We start from the raw sequence: 23,575 nt of genomic DNA on the forward strand, positions 1-23,575 counted from the left end.
GGTTAAGGCTGATATCGAGCAACAATGCCGGGTATCAGCCAAGTTTTTGCGTTAACGGTTATCGACCAAAAGTTACACCGTGGACTTATACCAAGGCAGAATTACTTATGGGTAGGTTTGTCTAGGTTTTTAGAAGCGGTATAACGGGGGTTTCCACGGGGGAAGAAAGATGAATGCGATCGCACAAACTCTAACACCGATTGTGGGTGACTCTAACATCTACCAGGGAGATAATCTACCCTCGATATGGCAAGAGCGACTCCAGAAGGCTTACGGCGGGGAAACCCTTACTAGCACTCTCGTTTGCCCTAGCACTGTCCAACAGCTTTGTCAGGTGATCGAATGCGCCAACACCAATAACTGGCGGGTTCTCCCCTGTGGAAACGGTAGCAAATTGGCGTGGGCGGGTGTAGGTAAACCGATTGACTTGGTGATTAGTACCCAAAACCTGAATCAGGTGATTGATCATGCGGTGGGTGACTTAACGGTAACGGCGCAAACGGGTGTGAAGTTAGCAGATTTACAGCCAATACTGCTGAAAACCAATCAATTTTTGCCTCTAGAACCCGCCTACCCGGAAGCCGCCACCCTGGGTGGAATTATTTCAACCGCTGATAGTGGCTCATGGCGACAACGCTATGGTGGGGTTCGGGATATGCTCTTGGGGGTTTCCTTTGTCCGCAGTGATGGACAACTCGCCAAAGCCGGTGGACGAGTGGTGAAAAATGTGGCAGGTTATGACTTGATGAAACTGTTGACGGGGGCGTATGGCACCCTGGGAATTTTAACAGAAGTGACGTTTCGCTTGTATCCAGTACAAGAAGCCTCAGGGACACTCGTGCTGACGGGAGACGCTGACGCGATCGCATCAACTACCAAAACCCTATTCGCGTCCGCCCTAACGCCTACAGCCGCCGACTTACTCTCCTCTGGACTGGTCAAACAATTAGGCATCGGTCAAGGGATGGGCTTGATGGTTCGCTTCCAAAGCGTTACTGAAAGTGTACAGGAACAGTCCTCCCGTTTGCTAGAGGTTGGGCAGCAGTTGGGATTACAAGGCGCACTTTATCAGGATAATGATGAAGCTCATCTATGGCAATCATTGCCAGAACAAATCTGGGGAATGCCCCAATCCACCGCGATTACTTGCAAAATAGGAGTAGTACCAACGGCGGCAGTAATGACTTTAACTGTACTCGATACCCTAACCTCTGGAACGGGATTGGGGCTGATCCATGTTGGCAGGGGCTTAGGAAAATTGCGGCTTAAACCTGAGACGGTGAAACCGGAGACAATTTTAAAGATGCGAGAGCATTGCCAATCCCACAGCGGTTTTTTGACGGTACTAGAGGCTCCAATTAGTTTGAAGCAACAGCTTGATGTTTGGGGATACAGTGGCAACGCTTTAGATATTATGCGCCAAATTAAACAGACGTTTGATCCGAAAACTATTTTAAGTCCTAATCGATTTGTGGGAGATATTTGAAAGAAGGCACAGGAGCAGATTTGACCCTTCACGACCTTCGAGGGAACCTGATTTTTACGAATGTAGGGGCGGGTTTCACTATTATCTTTTCTTTTGCACCCGGATGTGAATAAACCCGCCCTGGCACGTCTGGAACATTCAATATTAGCTATTAGTTCTGTACATCTACCTAAAAAAATATGCAAACGGACTTTAAATTTCCCACACCAGATTCTGTTAAAGAAAGCGCGGAAACCACAGCGTTAGAAACGGAACAAAATGAATCTCAATCCCCTGGTTTTGATGCCAAAAATCCGCCTAAACAAGACTTAATCGATACTTGTGTTCACTGCGGATTTTGCCTCTCTACTTGCCCTAGTTACCGAGTGATTGGCAAAGAAATGGATTCGCCGAGGGGACGGATTTATTTGATGGATGCGATTAACAACGGTGAAGCACCATTAGCAGAGGCGACGACGCAACATTTTGATTCCTGTTTAGGCTGTTTGGCTTGTGTGACTACCTGTCCCTCTGGGGTACAGTATGATAAGTTAATTTCAGCGACACGGCATCAGGTAGAACGAAATCAGCCTCGGAGTTTATCTGATCGGATGATTAGAGCGCTAATTTTTAATCTGTTTCCTTATCCGAGACGCCTGCGCCCCTTCCTAGCGCCACTTTATCTGTATCAAAAATTGGGTTTACAGAAGCTAGTCCAGTCTACGGGGTTGCTAAAGCAGATATTCCCCCGTTTAGCGGCGATGGATTCAATTTTACCGCAAATTACTTTAAAGTCCTTTCAGGATAACTTCCCCGATGTAATTCCAGCGCAAGGGGAAACGCGGTATCGAGTGGGTGTGATTTTGGGGTGTGTACAGCGGCTATTTTTCTCTCCGGTTAATGAAGCGACGGTGCGGGTATTAACAGCGAATGGTTGTGAAGTTGTGATTCCTAAAACTCAAGGGTGTTGTGCTGCATTACCCGAACATCAGGGACAAACAGAACAAGCTAAAGCCTTGGCGCGACAGATGATTGATAGTTTTGAGGGGACGGGTGTTGATTATGTGATTATTAATGCCGCAGGCTGTGGTCATACGTTGAAGGAATATGGGCATATTTTAGAAGATGATCCAGCTTATTGCCAGAAGGCGCAAGACTTTGTGGCGAAGGTGAGAGACGTGCAGCAATTTTTAGCTGAGGTAGGGTTGACGGCTAAATTGTCACCTCTGACAGATAAGCCTTTGACAATGGTGTATCAGGATGCTTGTCATTTGTTACATGGGCAAAAGATTTCCGTACAACCGCGTCAGTTATTGCGAAAAATTCCGGGGGTAACATTACGCGAACCCATCGATGCGGCGCTGTGTTGTGGTAGTGCGGGGGTTTATAATATGCTGCAACCGGAAGTAGCCGATGAGTTGGGACAGCAAAAGGTTGAGAATTTGTTGAATACGGGGGCGGAGTTAATTGCGTCATCGAATCCGGGGTGTTCGCTGCAAATTAAGAAGCATTTAAACTTGCAGGAGAAGGAGATGCTGTTGATGCATCCGATGGAGTTGTTGGATTATTCCATTCGGGGGGAAAAGTTGGGAATTGGTGATAGGTGATTGGGGAAACGGGAATCGAAGTAGGGGCGCACGCCCCGTTATTGGTGTCAACTTAAGCGCCAAAAGTAGGGGGAGCTGGGGAAGCAGGGGGAGCAGGGGGAGCAGAGGGAGCTGGGGGAGCTGGGGGAGCAGAGGGAGCTGGGGGAGCTGGGGAAGCAGAGGGAGCAGGGGGAGCATTAGCGTGTAGGATGGTATACAGCATTTTCTACAATGCTGTAGCAGGATGTCATTAATGCCATACCTCACTCAAGCCCAAGATATTGAACGCGCGATCGCAAGCTGCACTCAAGCCTCTATCCTATGGTTAGATACGGAAGTCGCTGACTACAAAACCGATACGCCCCAATTGTCTTTAATTCAAGTCTTGGCGGATGGGAATGAGTTCACGGGTGAGTGTGTCTCGATTCTCGATGTGCTATACCAGCCAGAACTCGCCGATGAGTTTATAGCTAAAATTATGTACAATCCGGCGATTGAGAAAGTCTTTCACAACGCCAGCTATGACCGGAAATTTTTGGGTAAACGTAAGGCAAAAAATGTCACCTGTACCCTAGAACTGGCGAAAACGATTCCCTACTATCGCCTCCCTGTCCCCAATCATCAGCTTAAAACTTTAACTGAATATTTTGGGATATGTCCCCATGTGGATAAAACGGAACAAACAGGCGACTGGAGGAAACGTCCCCTCTCACCCCGCCAACTCGATTACGCGGCTAAGGATGTCCTCTATGTGGCTCAGGTTCACCGTCATTTGTTAGAGCTGGCTCAACCTGACCCCGCCACGGAAGATATTGAAGCCCTAACCCTACGATATCGACAAATCGAGCATCGCTGGAAGCAACTGGATACGGAAATTCAACAAATTAAGGAACGGCTGAAAGCGGCGATGCAAGCGCAAAAGGTGCAAAACGTCAATGGCTTTCGCTTATCTAGTCAAAATCGCACCAGCAAAAAAGTAGCCTTTCATCAATTGGCACAAGTGACCCAAAAACTGGGTATTGAGTTAGATTTATCGGTACAATTGACTAAATCTCTACAAGAGAAGTTAGGGGAGGTCATCGAGGAATTACCTGTAGAAGAAGAGAATAATAAGATTTGGCGACTCTCGATTACTCCACCGGAGGATGAAGACTTGCCATTTTGATTGCCATGTTTATAGACGCTGCAAAAGCACGTCTGGTACATGAGTTTCTAGGTAGCGGTACTAGAGGACTCGGATCAATCCGTGACGTACCCCATAAATTAAACGGGTAATAGCATCTTCAGCCTCAGGACTCAATGCATCTTCTAACGGCGCTGTCATTAACTCATACCACTCCGAAAAGCTAATTTGTCCCGTTTGCATGGTTTCGGCAAATAATAGGGCTAAATGAGATGAGCTGTGGCTGACATACCGCCATTGTATTTTTTCTGCTACTATCATAAAATTACCGAAATCTAAAAATATTCTTAAGTTCCACCAAGATCTTAATCAAAAATTTAGATTTTGTCTCTAAAAATGGGGAACAAAGCCTGATCTTTTGAGTAAATAATTGTAACAATCACAAAAATTTTGTGGCTGAGGGTTCGACGACTGAACCGATGTTCGAGAAACGAATACCCGGTTGTGTTCAAACGCCAAAGCCCGGAAGCTGAAAGAGTTTCTGGCTGGGGCATTGGAGGTGTTAAACTCTGAGGTGACAGGGATAAAATTCAAGATTCCGGGACTGAAGCTACTGGGTGACTCTCTGGGGGATGTAGGGATGGCGTCAGACGCCGATAAATTTTCCCTCTATTTTGGCATTGGCGAAATTACCACCCGCACCAAAAGTGATGCGAGACTGCGAGAACGACTAAATCGGTATCTTAGACCACAGAAAAATCAACTCGTGGATGCGATAAATCAGGAATTAATCGAACCTGCGATCGCATCCCTAAAAGCGATCGGTAAAAATGGACTCGTGGTCATCGTGGATAACCTTGGCGGTGATTCGTTCCCGGCGTAACGAAATGATGATGGCGGTATCAGACGCCGATTGGGAATTATTGCGCCAGGTGAGACAAAGCCAAAAAGTGAGTGGGGCGGATGGCTATGAAAAGTTAATTAATAGTCGATTAGTGTTTGAATATCGGCAAGATGAGGAATCCTGGTTTGATATCAATCCCCTTTTGGCAGAAGCGAAGGAAATGCAGGATTAGTCATTTGTCCTTTGGGGATTGTGTAGGGGCGGGTTTTACTATTATCGTTTCTTTTTGACCCAGATGTGACTAAACCCTCCCCTTGATAAGGGGAGGGAACCGGGAGGAAACCAGGTTTGTAGGGGCGGGTTTTACTATTATCGTTTCTCTTTGACCTGAATGTGACTAAACCCGCCCCGACCATAACCATTGATGCTAATATTTGTTCAAAACCTACTGGCGTGGCACACCTAAAATTGTGGAATAGGTTGTAGGTTGGGAAAACGCAAGGAAACCTAACAGAATCTAGGGCTAAAGCCCTTACTACAAGCCAAATCTAATCCGTTAAAGGATTTCTTGACTTATGCGCCCGATGCATGAAAGTTGGGGGATTAGTTCCCATTTTTTGATGCCTAGGCAGGAATTAATTGCGGTTTTAAAGGAAAATATCGAGAAATTTTTTGCCGGGAGTTTACGCCTAAGTTTAGACCAATGTCGGGAAATTCACCAAGCGACGCAGGAATTACCAGAGGCGGATTATCAAGGGAATCCAGAATTAGCCGCTACCGTGGAAACCTTACGCGGTGCGATTCAGGCGGGTCATCCAGTTAACCGAAATTTAGGCCGGGCGTTAATCCATTATCAAAATAGTGCCGCCCTTTGGCAAGACTGTGAGCAGTTAGAACGCCAGGGGAAACTGTTGCAAGAATTGGCAATAGGCTATTCCTTAAAAGCCGCGTCTATTGATGAGATTCAGCATTCCGATTGGCAAGCCGCGCGGCAGTATGTACAGCAATGTTTCGCTGTCTTTGAAGCCGCCCAACGTCCCGATTTAGTCGCCAATTCCCTATCCAGTTTAGGGCAGATTCTGCGGCGGTTGGGGGAGTGGCAGGAATTACAACGGCGGACAGAACAAGCAGTTGCATACCACAAAAAAGCAAATCTGTCCAATAAATTAGCCGAAGATTATGGCTTATTAGCCCAAGTCGCCCTAGCAGAAGCAAACTGGCACAAGGCACAGGAATTGGCGCAGCAGGCTTTGGACTGTTTAGCCGCAAGTTCAAGGGAGACTGACACCCCCTGGCAGATGGCATACGCCGAGAGTCAGTATCGATTCACCTTAGCGCAGGCGTATTCTGGGCTAAATCAACCCCAAGCGGCGATTGAGAACTTAGAACGCGCCCAAACCGTAGGCAGTCCGGAGTATAACACATCCCTTTATCTGGACATTCTTAGTCAGTTGCAGCAGAGTTATTTTCAGCAACGGCACTATGTTCAAGCTTTTGAGATTAAACTGAAGCGACAATCGATAGAACAGCAGTATGGCTTACGGGCATTTGTCGGCGCAGCGTGGATACAGCCGCAACGGGAGGCAAAGCTAGCACCCACAGCGGTAACTCCAGCCGATTCTCAGCCGGGAGTCGGGGAAATGATAGCCCCAGAAATTGCCGCATCGGGGCGTCAGTTGGATGTGGAACGGTTAATTACACGGATTGGGCGGAATGATTGTAAGTTAATTGTGATTCATGGGCAATCTGGCGTGGGCAAAAGTTCCCTGGTGCAGGGGGGATTAGTGCCAACCTTGAAGCAGAAGGTGATGGGTACATCAGATACGTTACCAGTGACGATGCGGGTATATTCCCATTGGCAAGAGGAATTGGCACAGGTATTGGCGGCGGCGTTAGCAGATAGGGAAGCAGACGCATCATTCGTAGGGGCATTCGCAGGGGAATTCGTAGGGGCATTCGTAGGGGCATTCGTAGGGGAATTCGTAGGGGCGAAGCATTTGCGCCCAGATGTCTCGGTTTTATGCCAAAATCCCAACGCAAATGCTTCGCCCAATCCCCATGACGAAGATAGGGGAGAAATTCCCCAATCCCCAATCCCATACCTACAGCGCACAGAACGATTAAATCTGCGGACAGTGCTGATTTTTGACCAGTTTGAAGAATTTTTCTTTGTCTATCCCGACGCCAGGGAACGGCGGCGCTTTTTCCAATTTATCGGAGAATGTCTGAAGATTTCCCCCGTCAAGGTAGTTCTCTCCCTGCGAGAGGATTATTTGCACTATCTATTAGAGTGCAATTACCTGGAGAGTATGAAGGTGATTGGCAATGATATTCTCAGTCGCAATATCCTCTATCGGTTAGGGAATTTTTCCGCCGCCGATACTCAATCGATAATTCAACGGCTGACGGAAAGGTCGAGTTTTCATCTAGAAGCGGCGTTAATTGAGGCATTGGTGCAGGATTTAGCCGGGGATGTGGAGGAAGTGCGCCCAATTGAGTTGCAGGTAGTGGGGGCGCAACTGCAAACCGAGAAAATTACCCGATTAGCCGAATATCGCCAGTATGGGGAACAGGCGAAGGAAGTGTTAGTGCAGCGCTATTTAGATGAAGTCGTGGCAGATTGTGGGGAAGAGAATCAGCAGGCGGCGGAGTTGGTGCTGTATTTGTTGACGGATGAGAAGGGGACTCGCCCCCTGAAAACGCGGGCGGAAATTGAACGGGATTTGCAACAATATCTTTCTGTGGGTCAGAGTCAGGGTTTGGAAATCCCCCTCCCGTCCCCCTTTGAAAGGGGGAAGCCAGAAGATGTTCATATAGACTATTTCGAGAAAATAAAAGTCAAACGTCAACGCTGGATTGAGGCGTTAAAAGATGGGGAGAATCCGTTCACGCCAGAGGAGTTAGAGTCGCTGCGGAATGAGTGATTTATGGTGGTGCTGCGTAGGGGCACGATATTATCGTGTCCCTACCCTCAATGGCGTGTGTGCTTACAGCGTATTGCAAGTTGGTGAGGTACAGTGCGATCGCATTCATCATCCGATTCAGTGATAGGATTAGCCTCAGCATTGGCAGAGATTCTTCCCTTTGCTTCGCTTCATTCTCCAATGACATCTAGAACACCCCTTCATACCAAATCCGGGTTAGCCACCCCCTTTATAATCTAGTCCGCGCAGGCGGACTTTGTTTGTGTAGCTGCGATTTCAATCGCCTCCTCTTGCTCTTTAAACCGAACAATATTATACAGGTGCAGGGACAATAATATAACCCGTGCTAACCTCACCCAATACCCAATTGCGCTCAATCCCCCAATACCACCAGTAAGCCGCAATATAGGCACAGATTAAACTATCCAGTTTATCTTCTAGTTCCTTCAGCGTTGCCCCCGTAAATCGTTCCGAAAAACTACCATTTAAACCATCAATCCCGTCAAGTTTTGGTTCTAAACTCGGCAATACATCCCGAATTAAATGATAAAGTTTTAATAATTCCCCTTGACGTTCTGCCAGTTTTCCTTTCTTATATTTCAGAATCCGATTTAATCCAAACAAATGCACGATCGCGGGATGGGGAAAGACCTCGATTTGATAGCGCCCCAGGGTTTTAGGCGTTATCTGTGGGGCGTGAATAAACCCCCGTGCTTCCAAACTCAAACCAAACTCTATTGTACGTTGAGCAAAAGGGCGCTGGCGATTTGCCGGATAACACCCCCCGTGGTAGCGGTGAAAATACCGATGACTAAGTTTATCCGGGAGGCGCATTCCAGTGGCGTTGGGAATCAGGGTGGGGGCGTCTACGGCGATGATGGCGGGTTCAGTGGCGGCTGTCCAATCATTAATCCAATTGAGAATATCTGCTGTGGCTTGTTTGCGGTTTAATTCTAATAGCTGAAGCTGTCCATCTGACCAATTGAGGCAACATAAACCACTCGCGCCCGAAGTCCAACCGAGGTCAATTCCGATAAATTTCATCTGTTCCCAATCAGGACTTACGCAATTTGAGGATTCAAACCCTATCCATACTGGTGGGGTGGGCAATGCCCACCCTACTACATATATTGTCAGGCGATCGCGCCTTAATTCCCTGTACAGTATCAGAGATAGCGCAAACCTCTGTCTATGCTCAATTTCCTTTTCTCATTCAAAACCAATCAACCTTCCTACCGCCCCAGGTTTAACCCCAAACAACTGCTGCTGCTGTTGCTGCTGTTATTTGAAGCGCAATTCCTCACCCAGCCAACCCCAGTCACGGCTCAAACGGATGCACCGACAACGGTTGAATCCTCCCCAGATACGACAACACCAACCCTTTGTCCAGCCGATCTCAAAGCCTCCATCGACGCGATCGCAAATCGTCCAGAATTTAATTATGCCCGTTGGGGTATCCTGATCCAACCCCTATCCTCAGCTACACCCCTATATAGTCATGAACGCGATCAATATTTTATCCCCGCTTCCAATGTCAAATTATTCACCACAGCCGCCGCTTTATCCCAACTCGGTGCTGATTTTCGCATTCGCACCTCTGTTTATGGCACTAATTCAGATGGAATGATCAGCCAATTACGAGTCATTGGGCGAGGTGATCCTAGTTTAAGTACGGATCAGTTAAAAAACTTAGCCCAACAGCTTCAGCGTCAGGGAATTCGGCGCGTGGATCAACTGATTGTCGAAGATCGTTATTTTAGTGAACCCACGGTTAACCCCACCTGGGAATGGTCAGATATTCAATTTTATTATGGGACTGCCGTCAATAGTTTAATTCTCAATGAAAATGCCGCATTACTAACCCTATCTCCCCAAAAAATAGGACAACCTTTGAACTTTACTTGGGCTGATCCCATTGCGGCAAAACAATGGCAGATCGAAAATCAAACCCTTACTGCTGAAGCCGAATCACCGGAATCCGTTAACATTTCTGGGGTGATGGGTAAACCTGTATTGCGAATTCGGGGTCAATTAGCAGCGGATGCAGGACTTTGGTTAACGGCGGTGGCAATTCCTGATCCAGCTAACTATTTTCTGGAGCATTTCCGTCTGGCGCTAGCGGATGCAGGAATTCAAGTGACACAAGCCTATGTTACGACTGATTCTAATTCCCAGGAGGACGCTGAATTAGCGGCGGTGGAATCTCCTCCCCTGAGGGAACTGATCACCGAAACCAATCAGCAAAGTAATAATCTGTATGCGGAAGCCTTATTGCGATCGCTAGGTGTGACTGACAAAGAGGCGGATGAGTCAACGGCTAAGGCGGGACGGGAACAGATTAGAGATATCTTAACAGAATTAGGGGTTGAACCGGAAACATACGTCCTTGCTGATGGTTCAGGATTGTCTCGTCACAATCTAGTTAGTCCCACGGCTATAGTACAAATCTTACAGGCGATCGCACAAACTCCGATGGCACAATCCTATCGAAACTCCTTAGCTGTGGCTGGGATAGAAGGAACACTACGACAGCGTTTTCAGAATACCCCAGCCCAAGGGAGAGTTTATGCCAAAACCGGAACCATGACTGGCGTGTCAGCGCTTTCTGGCTATGTAGATGTTCCCGATTATCAACCGTTGGTGTTTAGTATTATGGTGAATCAATCCAATCAATCGGTGAGTACTATCCGTCAAGCCATTGATGAGATTGTGGTGTTGCTGACGCGGTTACGTTCTTGTTAAGTTGGTCATTTGTCATTTGTCCTTTCTTTAGAATTAGGCTAATCGACTCGTGGCGTAGAGATCATGATATTCTGTATAAAACTTGCCACTTCTAACTTCTCGACGTATGGGTTTACCTGTCCAAATCTCCACAGATACCCAATCATCACTTTGTTTAAGTTGAAAACCGTTATCAACGGTTATCAGGTCATCAAAAACAATTGACCAGTGGGGTGGTGAAATTTCCCAGGCTTGGGGTGGAATAATACCCTCTTGTTTGCGATTTCGATCATAAATTGGGATAATCGTTTGGGGATTGAACCTAACCCGCGTCACAATCGGATTAACACAGCGACCTTCACGAGTCACAAATTCAAGCACCGCATCCCAGTCATGGATGGGTTGGCGTTCTCCAACTTCAAACTCATCTTCAGCCACACAGATGGCGCCCATTAACCAAACTAACTTTGATAGAATCCGATTGATACGGGAGCGATCGCACTCTAGTAAGTGGAGTTCTACAGGGTTAAAGTCTTGCAGTCTAGGCGTCCACTTTGGTGTCCATAATTCAAATGATAAGCTTTCATCGAGGGGAACATTTGTCAGACTCAAGTTGGGAGTTGCAAGTCTTGGTTGCAACGCTTGGAGGAATTCTGAATGAATAAACTCCGACATCCCTCGGCTTTGTACACTAAACATAGCAGTTTGTTAATAACCTATTTATCTACTCACTAAAAATGATAGGATCATCCTGATCAAGGTCAGTTTAAATCCGTAATCCGTTACCTCTCACACTATTAATTTGACCTTTTTTCTTTATCAAAATTTTAATATCGAAGATTTGGCGATAACTCTACGTGATCAATCATTAAAGTAATCTGTGATTCTTTCTATTTAACGATGTAATATAAATCACAGACAACAGTCATAGATTTATGCTGACCGCAAAAACTTGTAGAGACGTTGCTTGCAACGTCTCCACAATCTTCCCTATAATTAGGGGTTGCTGAATAAGTCATGTGGTGGGGGTAGGGAGCTCTTGAAGCAGGGGAGCAATGTAGAGACGTGCCATGGCACGTCTGGGAGCAGGGGGAGCCATATTACATTTTCCCTGATAGCGGTGCAAGGGTATAAAAGGGTTAAACCCACCCCACTTGAATGAAAATGGGGGGGGGGAAACCTTCGACAACCCTGTCCTAATAACCCGCTTCTTCCTCGTATTCTGGGGTTTTAGTCTTTTCAGGAATGTTAAGGGGCGGTGCTTGATAGGGTTCGCGCTCTACATTATCTTCCCAAGCATCACCTTCTACCTCATAATCCGCGTACTCATCTTTAGAGTTTTGGTCATAAGGTTCAGATTCGGCATAAATGGGTTCTTCATACCGACGCGCTGACTGAGAAGAATCTTCCCATTCATCCCCCCAATTATCTTCTTCGAGTTGGGCTTCGGCATAGATTGGCTCTGCCCGTTGTTGGCGTATCGGCTCAGGCTCAGGCTCTTGCCAATCCTCATCCCACCGTTCCTCGACGGGTGTAGCCCTCTGGATGGGTTGAGCAATCGGGGTGCGAACGGGTATTCCTGTCCCCAATTGATTTTCAGGTCGAGTGGTGGGCGCATAGTAGCCTTCCTCTTCTTCCCGTTCCCAAGGAGGATTACCAATACCCATACGCTCTAGAATACCAACAGTTAGCTGAATCAACCGTTCTTGAGCGCCTTCAAAGACGATTAAGCGGTCCGGCCCACTGCTGACGATTTCCTCAATCGGTAATTCATAAGTACTAATCACCTGATCAGGGATTTGGGGTAATCCCAACGAAGCAATAATCAGAGACGCCACCTTGCCATCTTCTACGCTAAACTTGAAACCTCGAACCCGACCTAAGAGCTCACCGGTTTCGGTAATCACTTCGCTGTTGATCAGCGTACTGTAGGCGTCAACATCAACATCCTCAATCACATCCTCATCCTCAACCAGGATGACATCGCCCACTTGTTGAATGCTGCTGAGGAGCATATACTGCGGCATTCCAGCCAGCGAGAGCAGGTTGTCTCGTAACCCTAATGCCACAACTTCGCGCCGATCAATATCTACTAGCAGCTCCTTAACGACACCTAGGCGCTTACCGTTATTGCGAGTAATCACCTGAGTGTTTAAAAAATCGGAGCGCTGACGAATTAGTTCAGTTGTCATTATGTCTTGCAATCCTGAATCTCAACTCCTGCTGGAATGGTTATCAATAGTATCAAGGCTAATAATCACATATAATCTATATCAGTCCCGTTTGGCAGACCCTAATTTCAATCCTAGGACTTGAGTATACGCTCCTCTTGCTTGGGTAACACCAATGGTGCGCTCGGCAGATTCAATCATAGGTCGGCGCAAACTAACAACGATAAATTGGGCAAGTTTAGCCTGTTGTTTGATCATTCTAGCTAATCGCTCGACATTTGCCCCATCGAGAAACATATCAACTTCGTCAAAGGCATAGAAGGGAGACGGTCGATACCGTTGCAGGGCGAAAATAAAACTCAGAGCGGTGAGAGATTTTTCGCCGCCGGACATCGACGCCAATCGTTGCACCGGCTTGCCCTTGGGGTGAGCCACCAAGTTAAGTCCGCCGTTAAAGGGATCATCATTGTCATCCAGTTGCAGATGCCCGTCACCCTCGGAGAGTTCGGCAAAAATTGTTTGGAAGTTTTGATTAATCGCATCAAAGGCTTCTTTGAATGCTCTCAATCGTAGGGTGGTAAAGTTTTCAACTCGCAGCAATAGCTCAGTTCGCTCCGCTTCTAGAGTTGCCAGTTTTTCAGACAGTTCCTGGAAACGGGCTTGAGTGCGATCGTACTCCTCCAAGGCTAGCATATTCACGGGTTCCATTGCCTCAAGTTGTTTTTGACCGTTACGGATATCCCGTTGCAGTGTCTCAAGTTGAGCGGTGAGTTGGGAAATTGTATAGGGGTTCTTTTCACTACTATCGTTTTCTTGACATCCAGATGGAACTAAACCCGCCCCATCTGTAGAGACGTTGCGTGCAACGTCTCTACATCCCTCTACCATCAGGGGAACTTCTGGCAAGGGGTTGGGTAATTCAGCCTGTTGAATTTCCAGTTGAGTTTGCAGGGTAGCCAGTTTTTCCTGTCTGGTTACCTGGCTTTCCTGAAGTTTTTGCCTTTGCCAAGACAGCTTTTGCTGGTTTAGGTGCTGGTTTCTGAGTATAGCCTCTGTGCGATCGCGTTCTTGTTTGGCTTCCCCTAAACGCTCCTCTAGCTGGATTAATCGGGTTTGGGTTTGAGTGATTTGGGCGTCAATTGCCTCAAGCTGACGATTAATCTCGGTTTGCTGTTGTTGAATCGATTGTTGTTGGGTTTGATATTCGGCAATCCGTTGATAACTTATCGCCAGCTTCTCGTTCGTGCGCTGATGCTGATTCTCTAAGGCTTGGAGCTGTTTTTCCGCCTCTCGCAGTGCCTGTTCGCGATCGCCTAATACCGCTTCCTGGGTTTTAATTTGACTCTGAATCTGTTGCCATTCCTGGGGGGTTTGCTCGGCTTCGAGTTGAGCTAGTTGTTGGCGTAAGGCTTGCAGTTGGCTTTCTTGGGCGGGTAGTTCCTGATTTAACTGGTGCAAACGTTCAGCCGCCGTCTGTCGTTCCTGGGTATTTTTTGCCAGGAGCGATCGCACTTGAGCTTGTTGCTCCGTCAGCGCCTGAATTTCTTTGCGGGATTGCTCTAAACGTAACTGCGTCTGGGAGCGGGTTTCCCTGGCTTCTGTCAAGGTTTGAGTCAGATTTTTCGCCGTTGCTGATTCCCGTTCTAGCCATTCGTCACAGCGCTTTAACATGGCTTCAATATCCTGGAGACGATCCCTCAACGCCATCATCTGTGCCGAGTCACTGGTATCACTCGTACCAAAACGTAATCCAGAACGGTAGCTACTGCTCCCCCCAGTCATCGCCCCACTACTTTCCAGGAGTTCTCCATCTAACGTGACAATCCGGTATTGACCCAAATAGGGACGCGCTGTACTCAGGGTTTCAAACACCACCGTCGAGCCAAACACATAAGCAAAAATCGTTTGGTATCGAGGCTCACAATCGATTAAATGCACCGCATAGTCAATAAACCCTTGAGCATGGCGTAGTGCCACAAGTGGGGAAAATCGGGGCGGCTGAATTTTATTTAAGGGTAAGAATGTAGCACGACCGGCGCGTTTTTGTTTGAGCAGTTCGATTCCTACCGCCGCCACCCCATCATCTTCGACTACGACATGACCCAAACGTCCACCAGCCGCTGTTTCCAGGGCAAGCTGGTAATCAGGTTCTACGCGACCAAGTTGGGCAACCAAGCCATGAACGCCGGGGATATCGGCTTGGAGGATAATTTTAGTGGCATAGGTGCCTTGAGCTTCTTGCTGTGCTTGTGCTTGGGCTTCTAGCTTATCCAGTTGACGCTGTTTGTCCCGTTGTTCTGACAGGAGGCGGGTTTGGGTTTGCCGTTGAGTTTGTTGTTCTTGTTCGGTAGCAGCTAGGGTGTGGGCAAGGGTTTGAATCTGTTGCGATACGGCGTTCAATTGCCCTTCTAATTCTGCCCCTTGTGTTTGAAGGCTGGCAAGTTCTGGGGCGATGCGTTCTAAAAGCTGAGTTTGTTCGTCACTTTGGCGGCTGAGTTGGTTATAACGTTCTTGGAGTTGGGCTTGTTCGGTGCGCTGGGGATTCAGGGTTTGCAGCAGGGTTTCAATTTGGCGGGTGAGGGTGTTTTGTTGCTGTACCCAAGCTTCTGAAGCCGACGCGATCGCATCCCCTTGTTCTCGGCTGGCGTTCAGGGCGGTTTGAGCCGCATCCCGTTCTTGGCGGCGTGAGGCGATAATTTGGGTGTCTAGATGGTGTCGTTGAGCCTGAAGCTGTTGCAGGCTTTGTTCCTGTTGCTGGATCTGAGTCTGAGTGGTTTGTTGATGTGCCTCTGTATCTGCCAGGTTTTGGGTTAATTCTTGTTGGCGTTGTTGTAACTGACGACGTTCAGCGTCAAGGCGGGCTAGGGTAGCGGATACCGCGACTTGTTCCTCTTCGCCTAAGGCTTTCACACGGGCGTTGAGGGTTTCAAGTTGAGTGGTTCCTTGAACAATTTCGGTTTCTAGGGTGGTGAGTTGGTGAGTAAACTGGCGTTCGTCTTGTTCTGCTTTCTCAATCAGAGTCTTCAGGTGAGCCACCTGTATTGTCAGCAATCGCCATTTGAGAACGACTTCCCACTGTTGTTTTTCCTGGAGTTGAGCCCGTAGCTTTTTGTATTTCTCTGCCTTAATCCGATCCGCCGCTAAGCGATCGCGTTGGGTGATCAGTTCTTTTTCAATAATCCGACAGCGATCAACCCGTTCTTTAACTTCATTCAGGGTATCTTTCGTCTGGGTAATTTTGCGGTCAAATGCGGCGACTCCGGCTAATTCATCAATAATCTGCCGTCGTTCTCGCGAATTCATGGAGATGATCCCAGTCACATCCCCTTGCAAAACCACATTGTAGCCTTCGGGATAAACTCGCAGGCGGTTGAGCATCTCGTGCAGTTGAGTCAGCGTGCAGGGTTCACCGTTGATATAGTAGGTTGAGGTGTAGGTGTTTTGCTTGGTCACCCGTAGCCGCCTTGTCACGCTCCATTCTGTTGATTGAGGAGTTGGGGGTTGGGAGTTGGGATTGTCTTGTTCGTCTGATTCTTCAGATTCCTCTGTTTCTTGTGCTTCCTCATCTGCTGCTGATTTCGAGTTTTCCAGCATCTGTTGTGCAACTAGAAAATCGGGTGCGTCAGATAGGTCAAATGTAACCGTAACCCTGGCTTCAACCGTACTCCGCCGCTCTTTATTATGGTTAACCAAATCAGGAAGACGTTCAGCCCGCATTCCCTTGGAAGTGGATAGCCCTAGACAAAAGAGGAGGGCATCGAGGATATTGGATTTTCCTGATCCATTGGGTCCTGAAACCACAGTAAATCCAGGCAGCATCGGAATTTGAGTCGTGCCGCCAAAGGATTTAAAGTTAGTGAGTTCTAGGCGCTTGACATGCACCATAGGCGTGAGTCAGTTCAGGTTCGTTGTTCGGTTTCTATATCCTTGCCGTATTGGGAAGATACCATAATACAGGGCGAGCCAATTTCCAGCGACTTGTGATCCAAAACACTCTCAAGGCAGATCTGAGTCTCACAGAGGGCGTACTCTGGGTCAAAATACTGATGTGACTGTCTTGTAAGCAACACAGGAGGGCGATCACTTCTATCTCAGGATAGAAATGATGAAATTAACACAGCAGACTCTATCAAAACAGTCAGTGCAACAAGAGGGGAGTTGTTATGCAAACATTAAAACAGGGGTTAGAGGAGTGCCATCTGATGGAAAAGTTGGCAGATCAACTCGAACAAGAGTGGCAAAAGCGTTTATCGAATGACTATCCAGACTATTGCCCCGAGATCCGAACCAGCATTGTCCAGTGGTTATTGGGAGAAAACAGGGAACAGTTAAACCATCATACCCCAGACAAACTCAAGATTGTCAGCCAAGCGATGGACTATCGCTATCGGATTTTACGACAGCGCTATTTGGGGGTAACTCCAGAGCAAGCCTATCGCAATTTAACGGGTCGGTTAGCGGGTTTAGTCACGTTACGCAATAAAATCCGGACGTGGGTGTCTTTGAGTCGCGATCGCCAACGCGCTGTGGTAGATGTCTTGCAAGAAGTGATTCAGGAATTATTAAACAGCGATCGCTATATCCAAGGGCAGATTGGTTGGATTGCCCAATGTAGTGAAGACATTCATTTACGCGACGCCCTGTTACTCACTACCCTTGAGGAATATTGTTTACGCCCGATCCGCAATCAGCCTTTGGTCGTCTATCGATTTGTCAATTTCCTCAAGCGATCAGGACGGGGTGGGATGACTCATCTACCAGGCGGGGAAAATGTGCGATTTGTCTCAGAGTCGATCACCTCCGATGATACCGATACTCCGGTGAGTTTGTTAGATAATCAAGCGATCGCGGATTATCAAGAGACTCAAGTTTGGCAAGAGCAACAAGTGCTGCGTCTATCAGTACGTCGAGAATTTGAAGCCTACCTCGACCAAAACGTTGGCGTCCAAGCCGCCCAATGGTTACAACTTTATCTGCAAGGGAAATCTCAAGAGGAGATCGCGAAAACCTTAGACTTGCCCATCCAAAAGGTTTATCGCTTGCGAGAAAAAATCAGTTACCATGCGATTCGGGTTTTTTCTATTAAAGTTAAGCCTGAATTAGTCGCCAGTTGGTTAGAAGTGTCCTTAAAAGACCATAATTTAGGGCTAACCCCCCTACAGTGGCAAGACTATTGGCAAAGTCTAACCGATAAGCAGCGCCAGTTAATCCAACAATTGATAGCCGGCAAAACGTTAGATGTCATTGCCAAGGATCTAAATTGGAAGTATAACCAGGCACTTGGCGAATGGAGTAAGCTCTACTTAGCGGCTCAAGACCTACGCAGCTCTTCTTAAGCAGAACGTTGATCTTTTGCCAATTCTGTGTATTCCCTAACCAAAGTCAGGAACAATTGAAGTAGGGTTAACAGCTAACCTTTTTGCCAATCCCAAACCGGACAGTCTATATCATCTGACTCCTGGGGCATCTGAACCGATTGATACTCAGGCTGGAGAAATTATTATGTTACCCTCACCACAGGACCCAGAACGAGCGGACACTCCTGTTCAGTCACCATCATCCTCTCAAGCGTCGGAACTCTCTGGCGTGAGTAGTGAGCAAATGTTTCGGCTGATTGATAGTATTCTGCCTTTTGAAGCCTGTCTATTTCATCAATTCTTGCCCCTTTCTCTCGAAGGTAAGTACCTCAAACTGGGTATGGTCGATCTCCACGACTCTACTGCCCTCGATTATGTGCGTCGCATCCTGGCGTTTATGAACTGTTCTCTGAAAGTCGAACAGATTACCGCCAGCACTCATAAAACTATGCTGTCTGCCTATTTACACAAAGCTCATCAAGGCACGGCATCGAAAAGGCAAAGCTCTAGACGTCAACAGCCTATTGCGCGATCGGAACAGTCAACACTAATTATTGATGATGTCAGTTTAGCTGAAGATGAGGTGAATCAGCCTGAGCCGTCAACCCCTTCTCCTCCGGCTGCTGATCACAAAAGCAACTCTACGCCTGTAGGGTCTAAACCGCAACCGAGTGATCCTGCTCGTCTAACTAAGGATCAGACAACCAATAATCAGCCGCCTACAGGATCTCAACCTCCACCCAGCCATGATCCGAGTCGAACTGAAACTGAGGCGGTGCAGCCTGAGGCGTCAAAAGCGGCGGCGAAGACCAATCATCCTCCGGCTAAAGCCTCTCAACCGACATTGATTATCGATGATATCCGCCAACTCCAGGACGAATTGAACCAATCCTATGGCTTCCCCAGCCAAAAGGATAGCCCGCCATCGGCAGTAACACCCCAACCGACTTCACAATCGCCCTCTGATCACTCCCCGGTAAAACCGCCCCCTGATTCCAGCAAGAAGGTATTGGCTGAGACGGCGCTGACTCCAGTTTACAAAAGGTCACTGCCGACTAAGGCTTTGATACCCTTAGAGGTGAAGCCCCTGTATTTATCTCGTCCGATCGCGTTTTTGGCAACCTTAGCCCCCCATCAAATCGTGGAAGAGTTATTAGGTCGCCTGTTGCAGGGGGGAATGGGTCGGCTGTATTTCCAGCGACTATCTGAGCGCGGTCGCATTGTTTTGCGCCAAGATAACTCTTCCCAGTCTGTCTTGGACAAATTAAGCCTGTCCGTTTTTGAAGATATCATTGTTGAACTTAAGCACCTGGTTAACCTGCCTTTGCAGCCGATTACCCAGCCCAAACAGATAGAAAGTGAGCGATTCTATCAGCAAGAATCTCTTCTATTGTGTTTGCGAGTTGTACCCGGTACTCACGGGGAAGAGGCAACGCTACAACTCTTGCGCGGAGCAGCTTTGACCTTCTATCAACAACAAAAGGTGGAACGATTGGGTCAGGATGCGATCAAACTCGCTGGACAACTGCAACACAAGTTAAATGATATCCGCGATCGCTCTTATCGCTACTCCCTTCCTCCCATGGAGACACTCAAAACTCTTAACCAACTCTTACACCATCTCGACAAGCAACTCAAAACCCTGACTCACAATCCCATGGATCAGCAGGACAAGTAAACTACCCGACGCTGACGCTATCGCGTACAGTGCGGGCTTTCAAGAGCCCTCCAATTGTCTCGCAAGACAACCAGGAGCCTTCAGGGCGGTTTACAAGCGCCCCGATTGCTTTAATGTTCATCGCACCGTTGAAATCTGCGTCACCATGCCAGCCGCAATGACCACACTTAAACCGCTTGCCGCTGCGATAGGACTTATCGGGGTCAGGGTGAATGTGCAGGCACTGGTGACAGGTTTGGGACGTATAGCGAGGATTGACGGTGACAACTTTCACGCCAGCACCCAAGGCTTTGTACCCGATGAACAGCCTCAGTTGATGGAATGCCCAACTATTACTGCGTCTGCGTTCTGTTTTGTTTCGCGGTTGCTGGTTGGTGCGTTCCCGAATTCCCGTCAAATCTTCCAGAGCAATACTGGCTCCAATACTTTTTGCGGTTTCAACGATGCGTCTAGAAACATTGTGATTGACCCAACTCTGGAAACGACGCTCACGACCAGACAACCGTTGCAGCAGTTGACGGCATCTCCGTCTCGAACTGCGTGTGCCCTTACTGGCTTTGTGCTGGAGCTTGGCTCTCAAGTTGGCAAAGTGGTCACGAACTTTGGTTATGTCTTGCCCATCCCAGTGTTGACCTTCCGATGTGTGTGCAATATCTGTGCGTCCCAAGTCCACACCCAAAACCTCATCCCCATCTTGCGGCTCTGGCGGTTCCGACTCCAGGCAAATTTGGATGTAGTAGGAACCGTCTTGCCGTTTTACTAGGGTTGCCGATTTTGGGTTAGCCCCTGCCAACATCCCTCGCTGATAGTTGCCAATTGCCAATTCAAAACGCTCACGACCCTCAACGGTGGTGAGCGAAACTGTCCAGTCCTTCTGCCGAAACGAGAAGATTCGAGCGTCATAGGTAACAAAGCCAGCCTTGAAGACCTTGACCGGACGATTCTTTTGTTTGGCAACCTTGCGAGAACCTGCTACTCTCCTGCATACCTGCTGCGCCAAATTGCTCGACAAGCCAAATCGGGCGCGAACTTCGTAGTAGCACAGCGATTGCAGCTTCACTGCATTGACTATCTTCTCCGGCGTGTTCTGGTTAACCCAGTTCAACGCCTGCACAAACGCATCCAGCGTTGCATCCAGTTTCACGGGTTGCAACTCAGATACCTTGAGCTTACAGGAGATAGTCAGGACTTGATTCATAGCCCTATTGTATCTCATCAGAAAGAGGCTGTCTGTATGTCCGATAGATTATTGTCCGGCTCCGTTCCTACGCCGGACTCGCATTCCTCCCGACGCTCGGCTTCGCCAGAGCGCGGGGTTCCTGCTGTTTTAGCTGAAGTTTGAGTTTTAAATGTTCGCCTCGTTCCACCGGAACCTCTGGAACAAGCTTCCCCGCTCACTTTGTAACGGGGGATGAAGAATTATTACAAAAAATAGATGACATTTTTTATCAATTAGAGTTACGGTTAGAGGGAGACATAGGAGTACTTTCATGGGTAAATCACATAAAAAAACACAAGTCACCCCCTTTCTGCTAGAGGGACAATTTGTCAAGTTTCTGGGTAAGGCAGACAAAAAACCCAAGTTGCTATGGGTAAATACAGAAGCAGGTGAACGGTATATTAAGCTGGCTAAACCCCTACGGGATTCTCTCCCCCACATGCTTAAACCCGGAGATCAGATTGAAGTGTCTGGGAAACAGAAGTACAAACCGAAAACTGGGGAACTGGAACTCAAAGCCAAAACGGTGACATTGAAAACACCGACAGAGTCCCAGCAATATGAGAAACTTTTGCAACCGTCTCCGCAGAAAACCAAAGCCAGCATCATGCTGTGTAAAAAATCATCCTGTCGCCAGCGCGGTGCAGTACAAGTCCATCAAGCGATGAATGAAACCTTGCGCGATCGCAACCTTGATGAGAAAGTAGCGATTAAAGACACAGGCTGTATGAAACAGTGTAAAAAAGGTCCTTGTATGGTATTAATGCCAGACAAAGCCCGGTACAATGAGGTAGCTCCCGAAGACGTACCGACGTTGGTGGACAAGCACTTTGGCAGTAAACTAGAGCCAGAGGCAAGTGTATCCCAACGCTCTACCGTTAACTGTGGAGGCTGACACTGGAGAATTGGGGGTCAAGAATTCAACAAAAACGATTTAGTGCTCCGATTCCCCTTGCTTTCTTAGTGTTGTTGCCAGATAAACAAGGTGCATAATGAGAAATCTACCGCCACCTGATTCGGACTCCTCTCCACTGGGTTTGGAGGAATGGATTGGTATAATTATCGCCGTTACCACTATCGGTGCGATTTTGATTGGAGTATTGAGTCAACGGCAAAAGGGATTCAACCTGAAGCAGTGGGTTGGCTCAACCACCTCTGAACCAACGATAGAAGAACCAGTTGCGCCAAAACTGACACCTCCGACACTTGATCCGACTCCGACTCGCCAAACCCCCAGCCGCATTCAAATAGTCCCAGCCTCCCCTTCACCCTCTCCCCCCTTAACCGTCTCCCCCTCATCCCCAGACGAGGCGCTTCCAGAAAGAGCTAGAGCCGTTCCCCTCGCTCCTATTGTCTCAGCCCCAAGGACAGAAACACCCACACCAACGCCAACTGAAACGCCTGTTGAACCGGTGAACTTTGCCGATGTTCCCGACGACTATTGGGCAAGTCCTTATATTACCGCTCTGGTGCGGCGGGATATTATGAGCGGCTTTCCAGAGAGTAACACCTTTAAACCGAATAGTTCGATCACTCGAGCAGAATTTGCGGCGTTGCTGAAAAAGGCTTTTGAGCAACAACCGACATTAGCGACACCCAACTTTAAAGACGTATCCTCAGAATTTTGGGCGTGGTCCGCAATTCAGGAAGCCAGCAAAACCAACTTTTTGCGTGGCTATCCCAATAATACCTTTCAACCTAAGCAACCGATTCCTAAGGTGCAAGTCTTAGTTGCATTGGCGAGTGGATTGGGGTTAAAAGAAACTCAACCCTCTCAGGAAGTATTACAAACTTATCAGGATTCAGCTCAGATTCCGGAGTACGCTCGCGAAAAAGTCAGTGCGGCGACAGAAGCGGGTATTGTGGTGAATTACCCTAATCTTGAGTCTCTTAATCCGAACCAAGATGCAACTCGTGCTGAGGTAGCGGCGATGGTTTATCAGGCGTTAGTCGAAGCTGAGAAAGCAGAAGCCATCTCCTCTGAGTATGTGGTCAATCCTTAGTAGGTGGGAGAAGCCAGCAGCGTATACTTGTATCGCTGTCTGGAGTATGTCACGATGCTAGATAGGGTTAACTAACAGTCCGTAAATATCTAGACAATTAGTGACATAACTGGACATTTTCTATGATATAATTAGGCAATGTCTAGTTTAACGCCCCAAGAAGCAGCAACTCTACTAGGTGTGACGGTCAAAACTTTGCACCGATGGGAACTCAACGGCAAAATACGAGCTTCTCGGACAGCTGGTGGTCATCGTCGATACGATATTGTTGACTTAATTGGTAATAAATCTGGTAACGAATTAACCGTTGGTTATGCTAGAGTATCTAGTCACGACCAAAAAGACGATCTAAATAGACAAGTTTTAGTCTTAGAAAGTTACTGTGCCAAACAGGGATGGGAATTTGAGATTATTCAAGATCTCGGTAGTGGCATGAACTACAAAAAGAAAGGATTGATTAGATTAATCAAATTAATTACCAGTT

19 protein-coding genes are annotated in these 23,575 nt (G+C 47.7%); 13 read left to right on the top strand and 6 right to left on the bottom strand.

Features of this window, described 5'->3' with window-relative positions; translation table 11 throughout:
• Positions 1–169: 169 nt before the first annotated feature.
• The 3 genes from RIM23_RS04770 (at position 170) to RIM23_RS04780 (ending at position 4,216) form a co-directional block, all read left to right on the top strand.
• The gene (locus RIM23_RS04770; RefSeq protein ID WP_446364911.1) at positions 170–1,486 is read left to right on the top strand and encodes an FAD-binding oxidoreductase; all 1,317 of its coding nucleotides are present in this window, start codon (positions 170–172) and stop codon (positions 1,484–1,486) included.
• A 179-nt stretch (positions 1,487–1,665) separates the two neighbouring features.
• On the top strand, positions 1,666–3,072 hold the full coding sequence (locus RIM23_RS04775) for a (Fe-S)-binding protein (protein WP_446364913.1): 1,407 nt from the start codon (positions 1,666–1,668) through the stop codon (positions 3,070–3,072).
• A gap of 232 nt (positions 3,073–3,304) precedes the next feature.
• Positions 3,305–4,216 (top strand): ribonuclease D, encoded by a 912-nt coding sequence (locus RIM23_RS04780; RefSeq protein ID WP_446364915.1) that lies wholly within the window; start codon positions 3,305–3,307, stop codon positions 4,214–4,216.
• Positions 4,217–4,276: 60 nt separating this feature from the next.
• On the opposite strand, the gene RIM23_RS04785 is transcribed toward RIM23_RS04780, so the two are convergent.
• The gene (locus tag RIM23_RS04785; RefSeq protein ID WP_446360552.1) at positions 4,277–4,495 is read right to left on the bottom strand and encodes a hypothetical protein; all 219 of its coding nucleotides are present in this window, start codon (positions 4,493–4,495) and stop codon (positions 4,277–4,279) included.
• A gap of 181 nt (positions 4,496–4,676) precedes the next feature.
• Between RIM23_RS04785 and RIM23_RS04790 the strand changes: the two genes are divergently transcribed.
• The 4 genes from RIM23_RS04790 (at position 4,677) to RIM23_RS04805 (ending at position 8,066) form a co-directional block, all read left to right on the top strand.
• Positions 4,677–5,057, top strand: coding sequence for a hypothetical protein (locus RIM23_RS04790; protein WP_446364917.1), 381 nt, complete (start codon positions 4,677–4,679; stop codon positions 5,055–5,057).
• Complete coding sequence (locus tag RIM23_RS04795) at positions 5,032–5,250, top strand: hypothetical protein (RefSeq protein ID WP_446364919.1); 219 nt, start codon at positions 5,032–5,034, stop codon at positions 5,248–5,250. The genes RIM23_RS04790 and RIM23_RS04795 overlap by 26 nt, the downstream gene beginning before the upstream one ends.
• A 343-nt stretch (positions 5,251–5,593) precedes the next feature.
• Positions 5,594–7,942, top strand: a complete 2,349-nt coding sequence (locus tag RIM23_RS04800) for an nSTAND1 domain-containing NTPase (protein WP_446364921.1) — start codon at positions 5,594–5,596, stop codon at positions 7,940–7,942.
• Positions 7,935–8,066 carry a hypothetical protein gene (locus RIM23_RS04805; protein ID WP_446364923.1) on the top strand — a complete coding sequence of 44 codons (132 nt, stop codon included), beginning with the start codon at positions 7,935–7,937 and terminating at the stop codon, positions 8,064–8,066. Before RIM23_RS04800 ends, RIM23_RS04805 begins: the two co-directional genes overlap by 8 nt.
• Positions 8,067–8,254: 188 nt before the next feature.
• On the opposite strand, the gene RIM23_RS04810 is transcribed toward RIM23_RS04805, so the two are convergent.
• Complete coding sequence (locus tag RIM23_RS04810) at positions 8,255–8,986, bottom strand: DUF429 domain-containing protein (RefSeq protein WP_446364924.1); 732 nt, start codon at positions 8,984–8,986, stop codon at positions 8,255–8,257.
• A gap of 147 nt (positions 8,987–9,133) precedes the next feature.
• Between RIM23_RS04810 and dacB the strand changes: the two genes are divergently transcribed.
• Positions 9,134–10,684, top strand: coding sequence for a D-alanyl-D-alanine carboxypeptidase/D-alanyl-D-alanine endopeptidase (gene dacB, locus RIM23_RS04815; RefSeq protein ID WP_446364926.1), 1,551 nt, complete (start codon positions 9,134–9,136; stop codon positions 10,682–10,684).
• Between the two features lie 33 nt (positions 10,685–10,717).
• Here the strand turns inward: dacB and RIM23_RS04820 are convergent, their stop codons facing one another.
• The 3 genes from RIM23_RS04820 to smc all read right to left on the bottom strand — a co-directional run bounded on the left by RIM23_RS04820 (position 10,718) and on the right by smc (position 16,719).
• On the bottom strand, positions 10,718–11,362 hold the full coding sequence (locus tag RIM23_RS04820) for a hypothetical protein (protein WP_446364928.1): 645 nt from the start codon (positions 11,360–11,362) through the stop codon (positions 10,718–10,720).
• Between the two features lie 497 nt (positions 11,363–11,859).
• Positions 11,860–12,855, bottom strand: a complete 996-nt coding sequence (locus tag RIM23_RS04825; protein ID WP_446364930.1) for a PRC-barrel domain-containing protein — start codon at positions 12,853–12,855, stop codon at positions 11,860–11,862.
• Positions 12,856–12,936: 81 nt separating this feature from the next.
• Complete coding sequence (gene smc / locus RIM23_RS04830) at positions 12,937–16,719, bottom strand: chromosome segregation protein SMC (RefSeq protein ID WP_446364932.1); 3,783 nt, start codon at positions 16,717–16,719, stop codon at positions 12,937–12,939.
• 278 nt (positions 16,720–16,997) lie between these two features.
• Between smc and RIM23_RS04835 the strand changes: the two genes are divergently transcribed.
• Complete coding sequence (locus RIM23_RS04835) at positions 16,998–18,170, top strand: HetZ-related protein 2 (RefSeq protein WP_446364934.1); 1,173 nt, start codon at positions 16,998–17,000, stop codon at positions 18,168–18,170.
• Positions 18,171–18,336: 166 nt separating this feature from the next.
• A complete protein-coding gene (locus RIM23_RS04840) occupies positions 18,337–19,869 on the top strand; it encodes a GspE/PulE/PilB domain-containing protein (RefSeq protein ID WP_446364936.1) in 1,533 nt (510 codons plus the stop codon).
• Position 19,870: 1 nt separating this feature from the next.
• On the opposite strand, the gene RIM23_RS04845 is transcribed toward RIM23_RS04840, so the two are convergent.
• Positions 19,871–21,067, bottom strand: coding sequence for an RNA-guided endonuclease InsQ/TnpB family protein (locus RIM23_RS04845; RefSeq protein ID WP_446334718.1), 1,197 nt, complete (start codon positions 21,065–21,067; stop codon positions 19,871–19,873).
• Positions 21,068–21,359: 292 nt separating this feature from the next.
• Here RIM23_RS04845 and RIM23_RS04850 point away from each other — a divergent pair, with 292 nt between their 5' ends.
• The 3 genes from RIM23_RS04850 to RIM23_RS04860 form a co-directional block, all read left to right on the top strand.
• Positions 21,360–21,983, top strand: a complete 624-nt coding sequence (locus RIM23_RS04850) for a (2Fe-2S) ferredoxin domain-containing protein (RefSeq protein WP_446364938.1) — start codon at positions 21,360–21,362, stop codon at positions 21,981–21,983.
• Between the two features lie 97 nt (positions 21,984–22,080).
• Positions 22,081–23,091, top strand: a complete 1,011-nt coding sequence (locus tag RIM23_RS04855; protein ID WP_446364940.1) for an S-layer homology domain-containing protein — start codon at positions 22,081–22,083, stop codon at positions 23,089–23,091.
• Positions 23,092–23,229: 138 nt separating this feature from the next.
• Positions 23,230–23,575 (top strand): IS607 family transposase (locus RIM23_RS04860; protein WP_446364942.1); only part of this gene is annotated, 346 nt, incomplete at its 3' end.

Source organism: Coleofasciculus sp. G3-WIS-01, assembly GCF_040223135.1.
In the GTDB taxonomy this organism is placed as follows: domain Bacteria; phylum Cyanobacteriota; class Cyanobacteriia; order Cyanobacteriales; family Coleofasciculaceae; genus Coleofasciculus.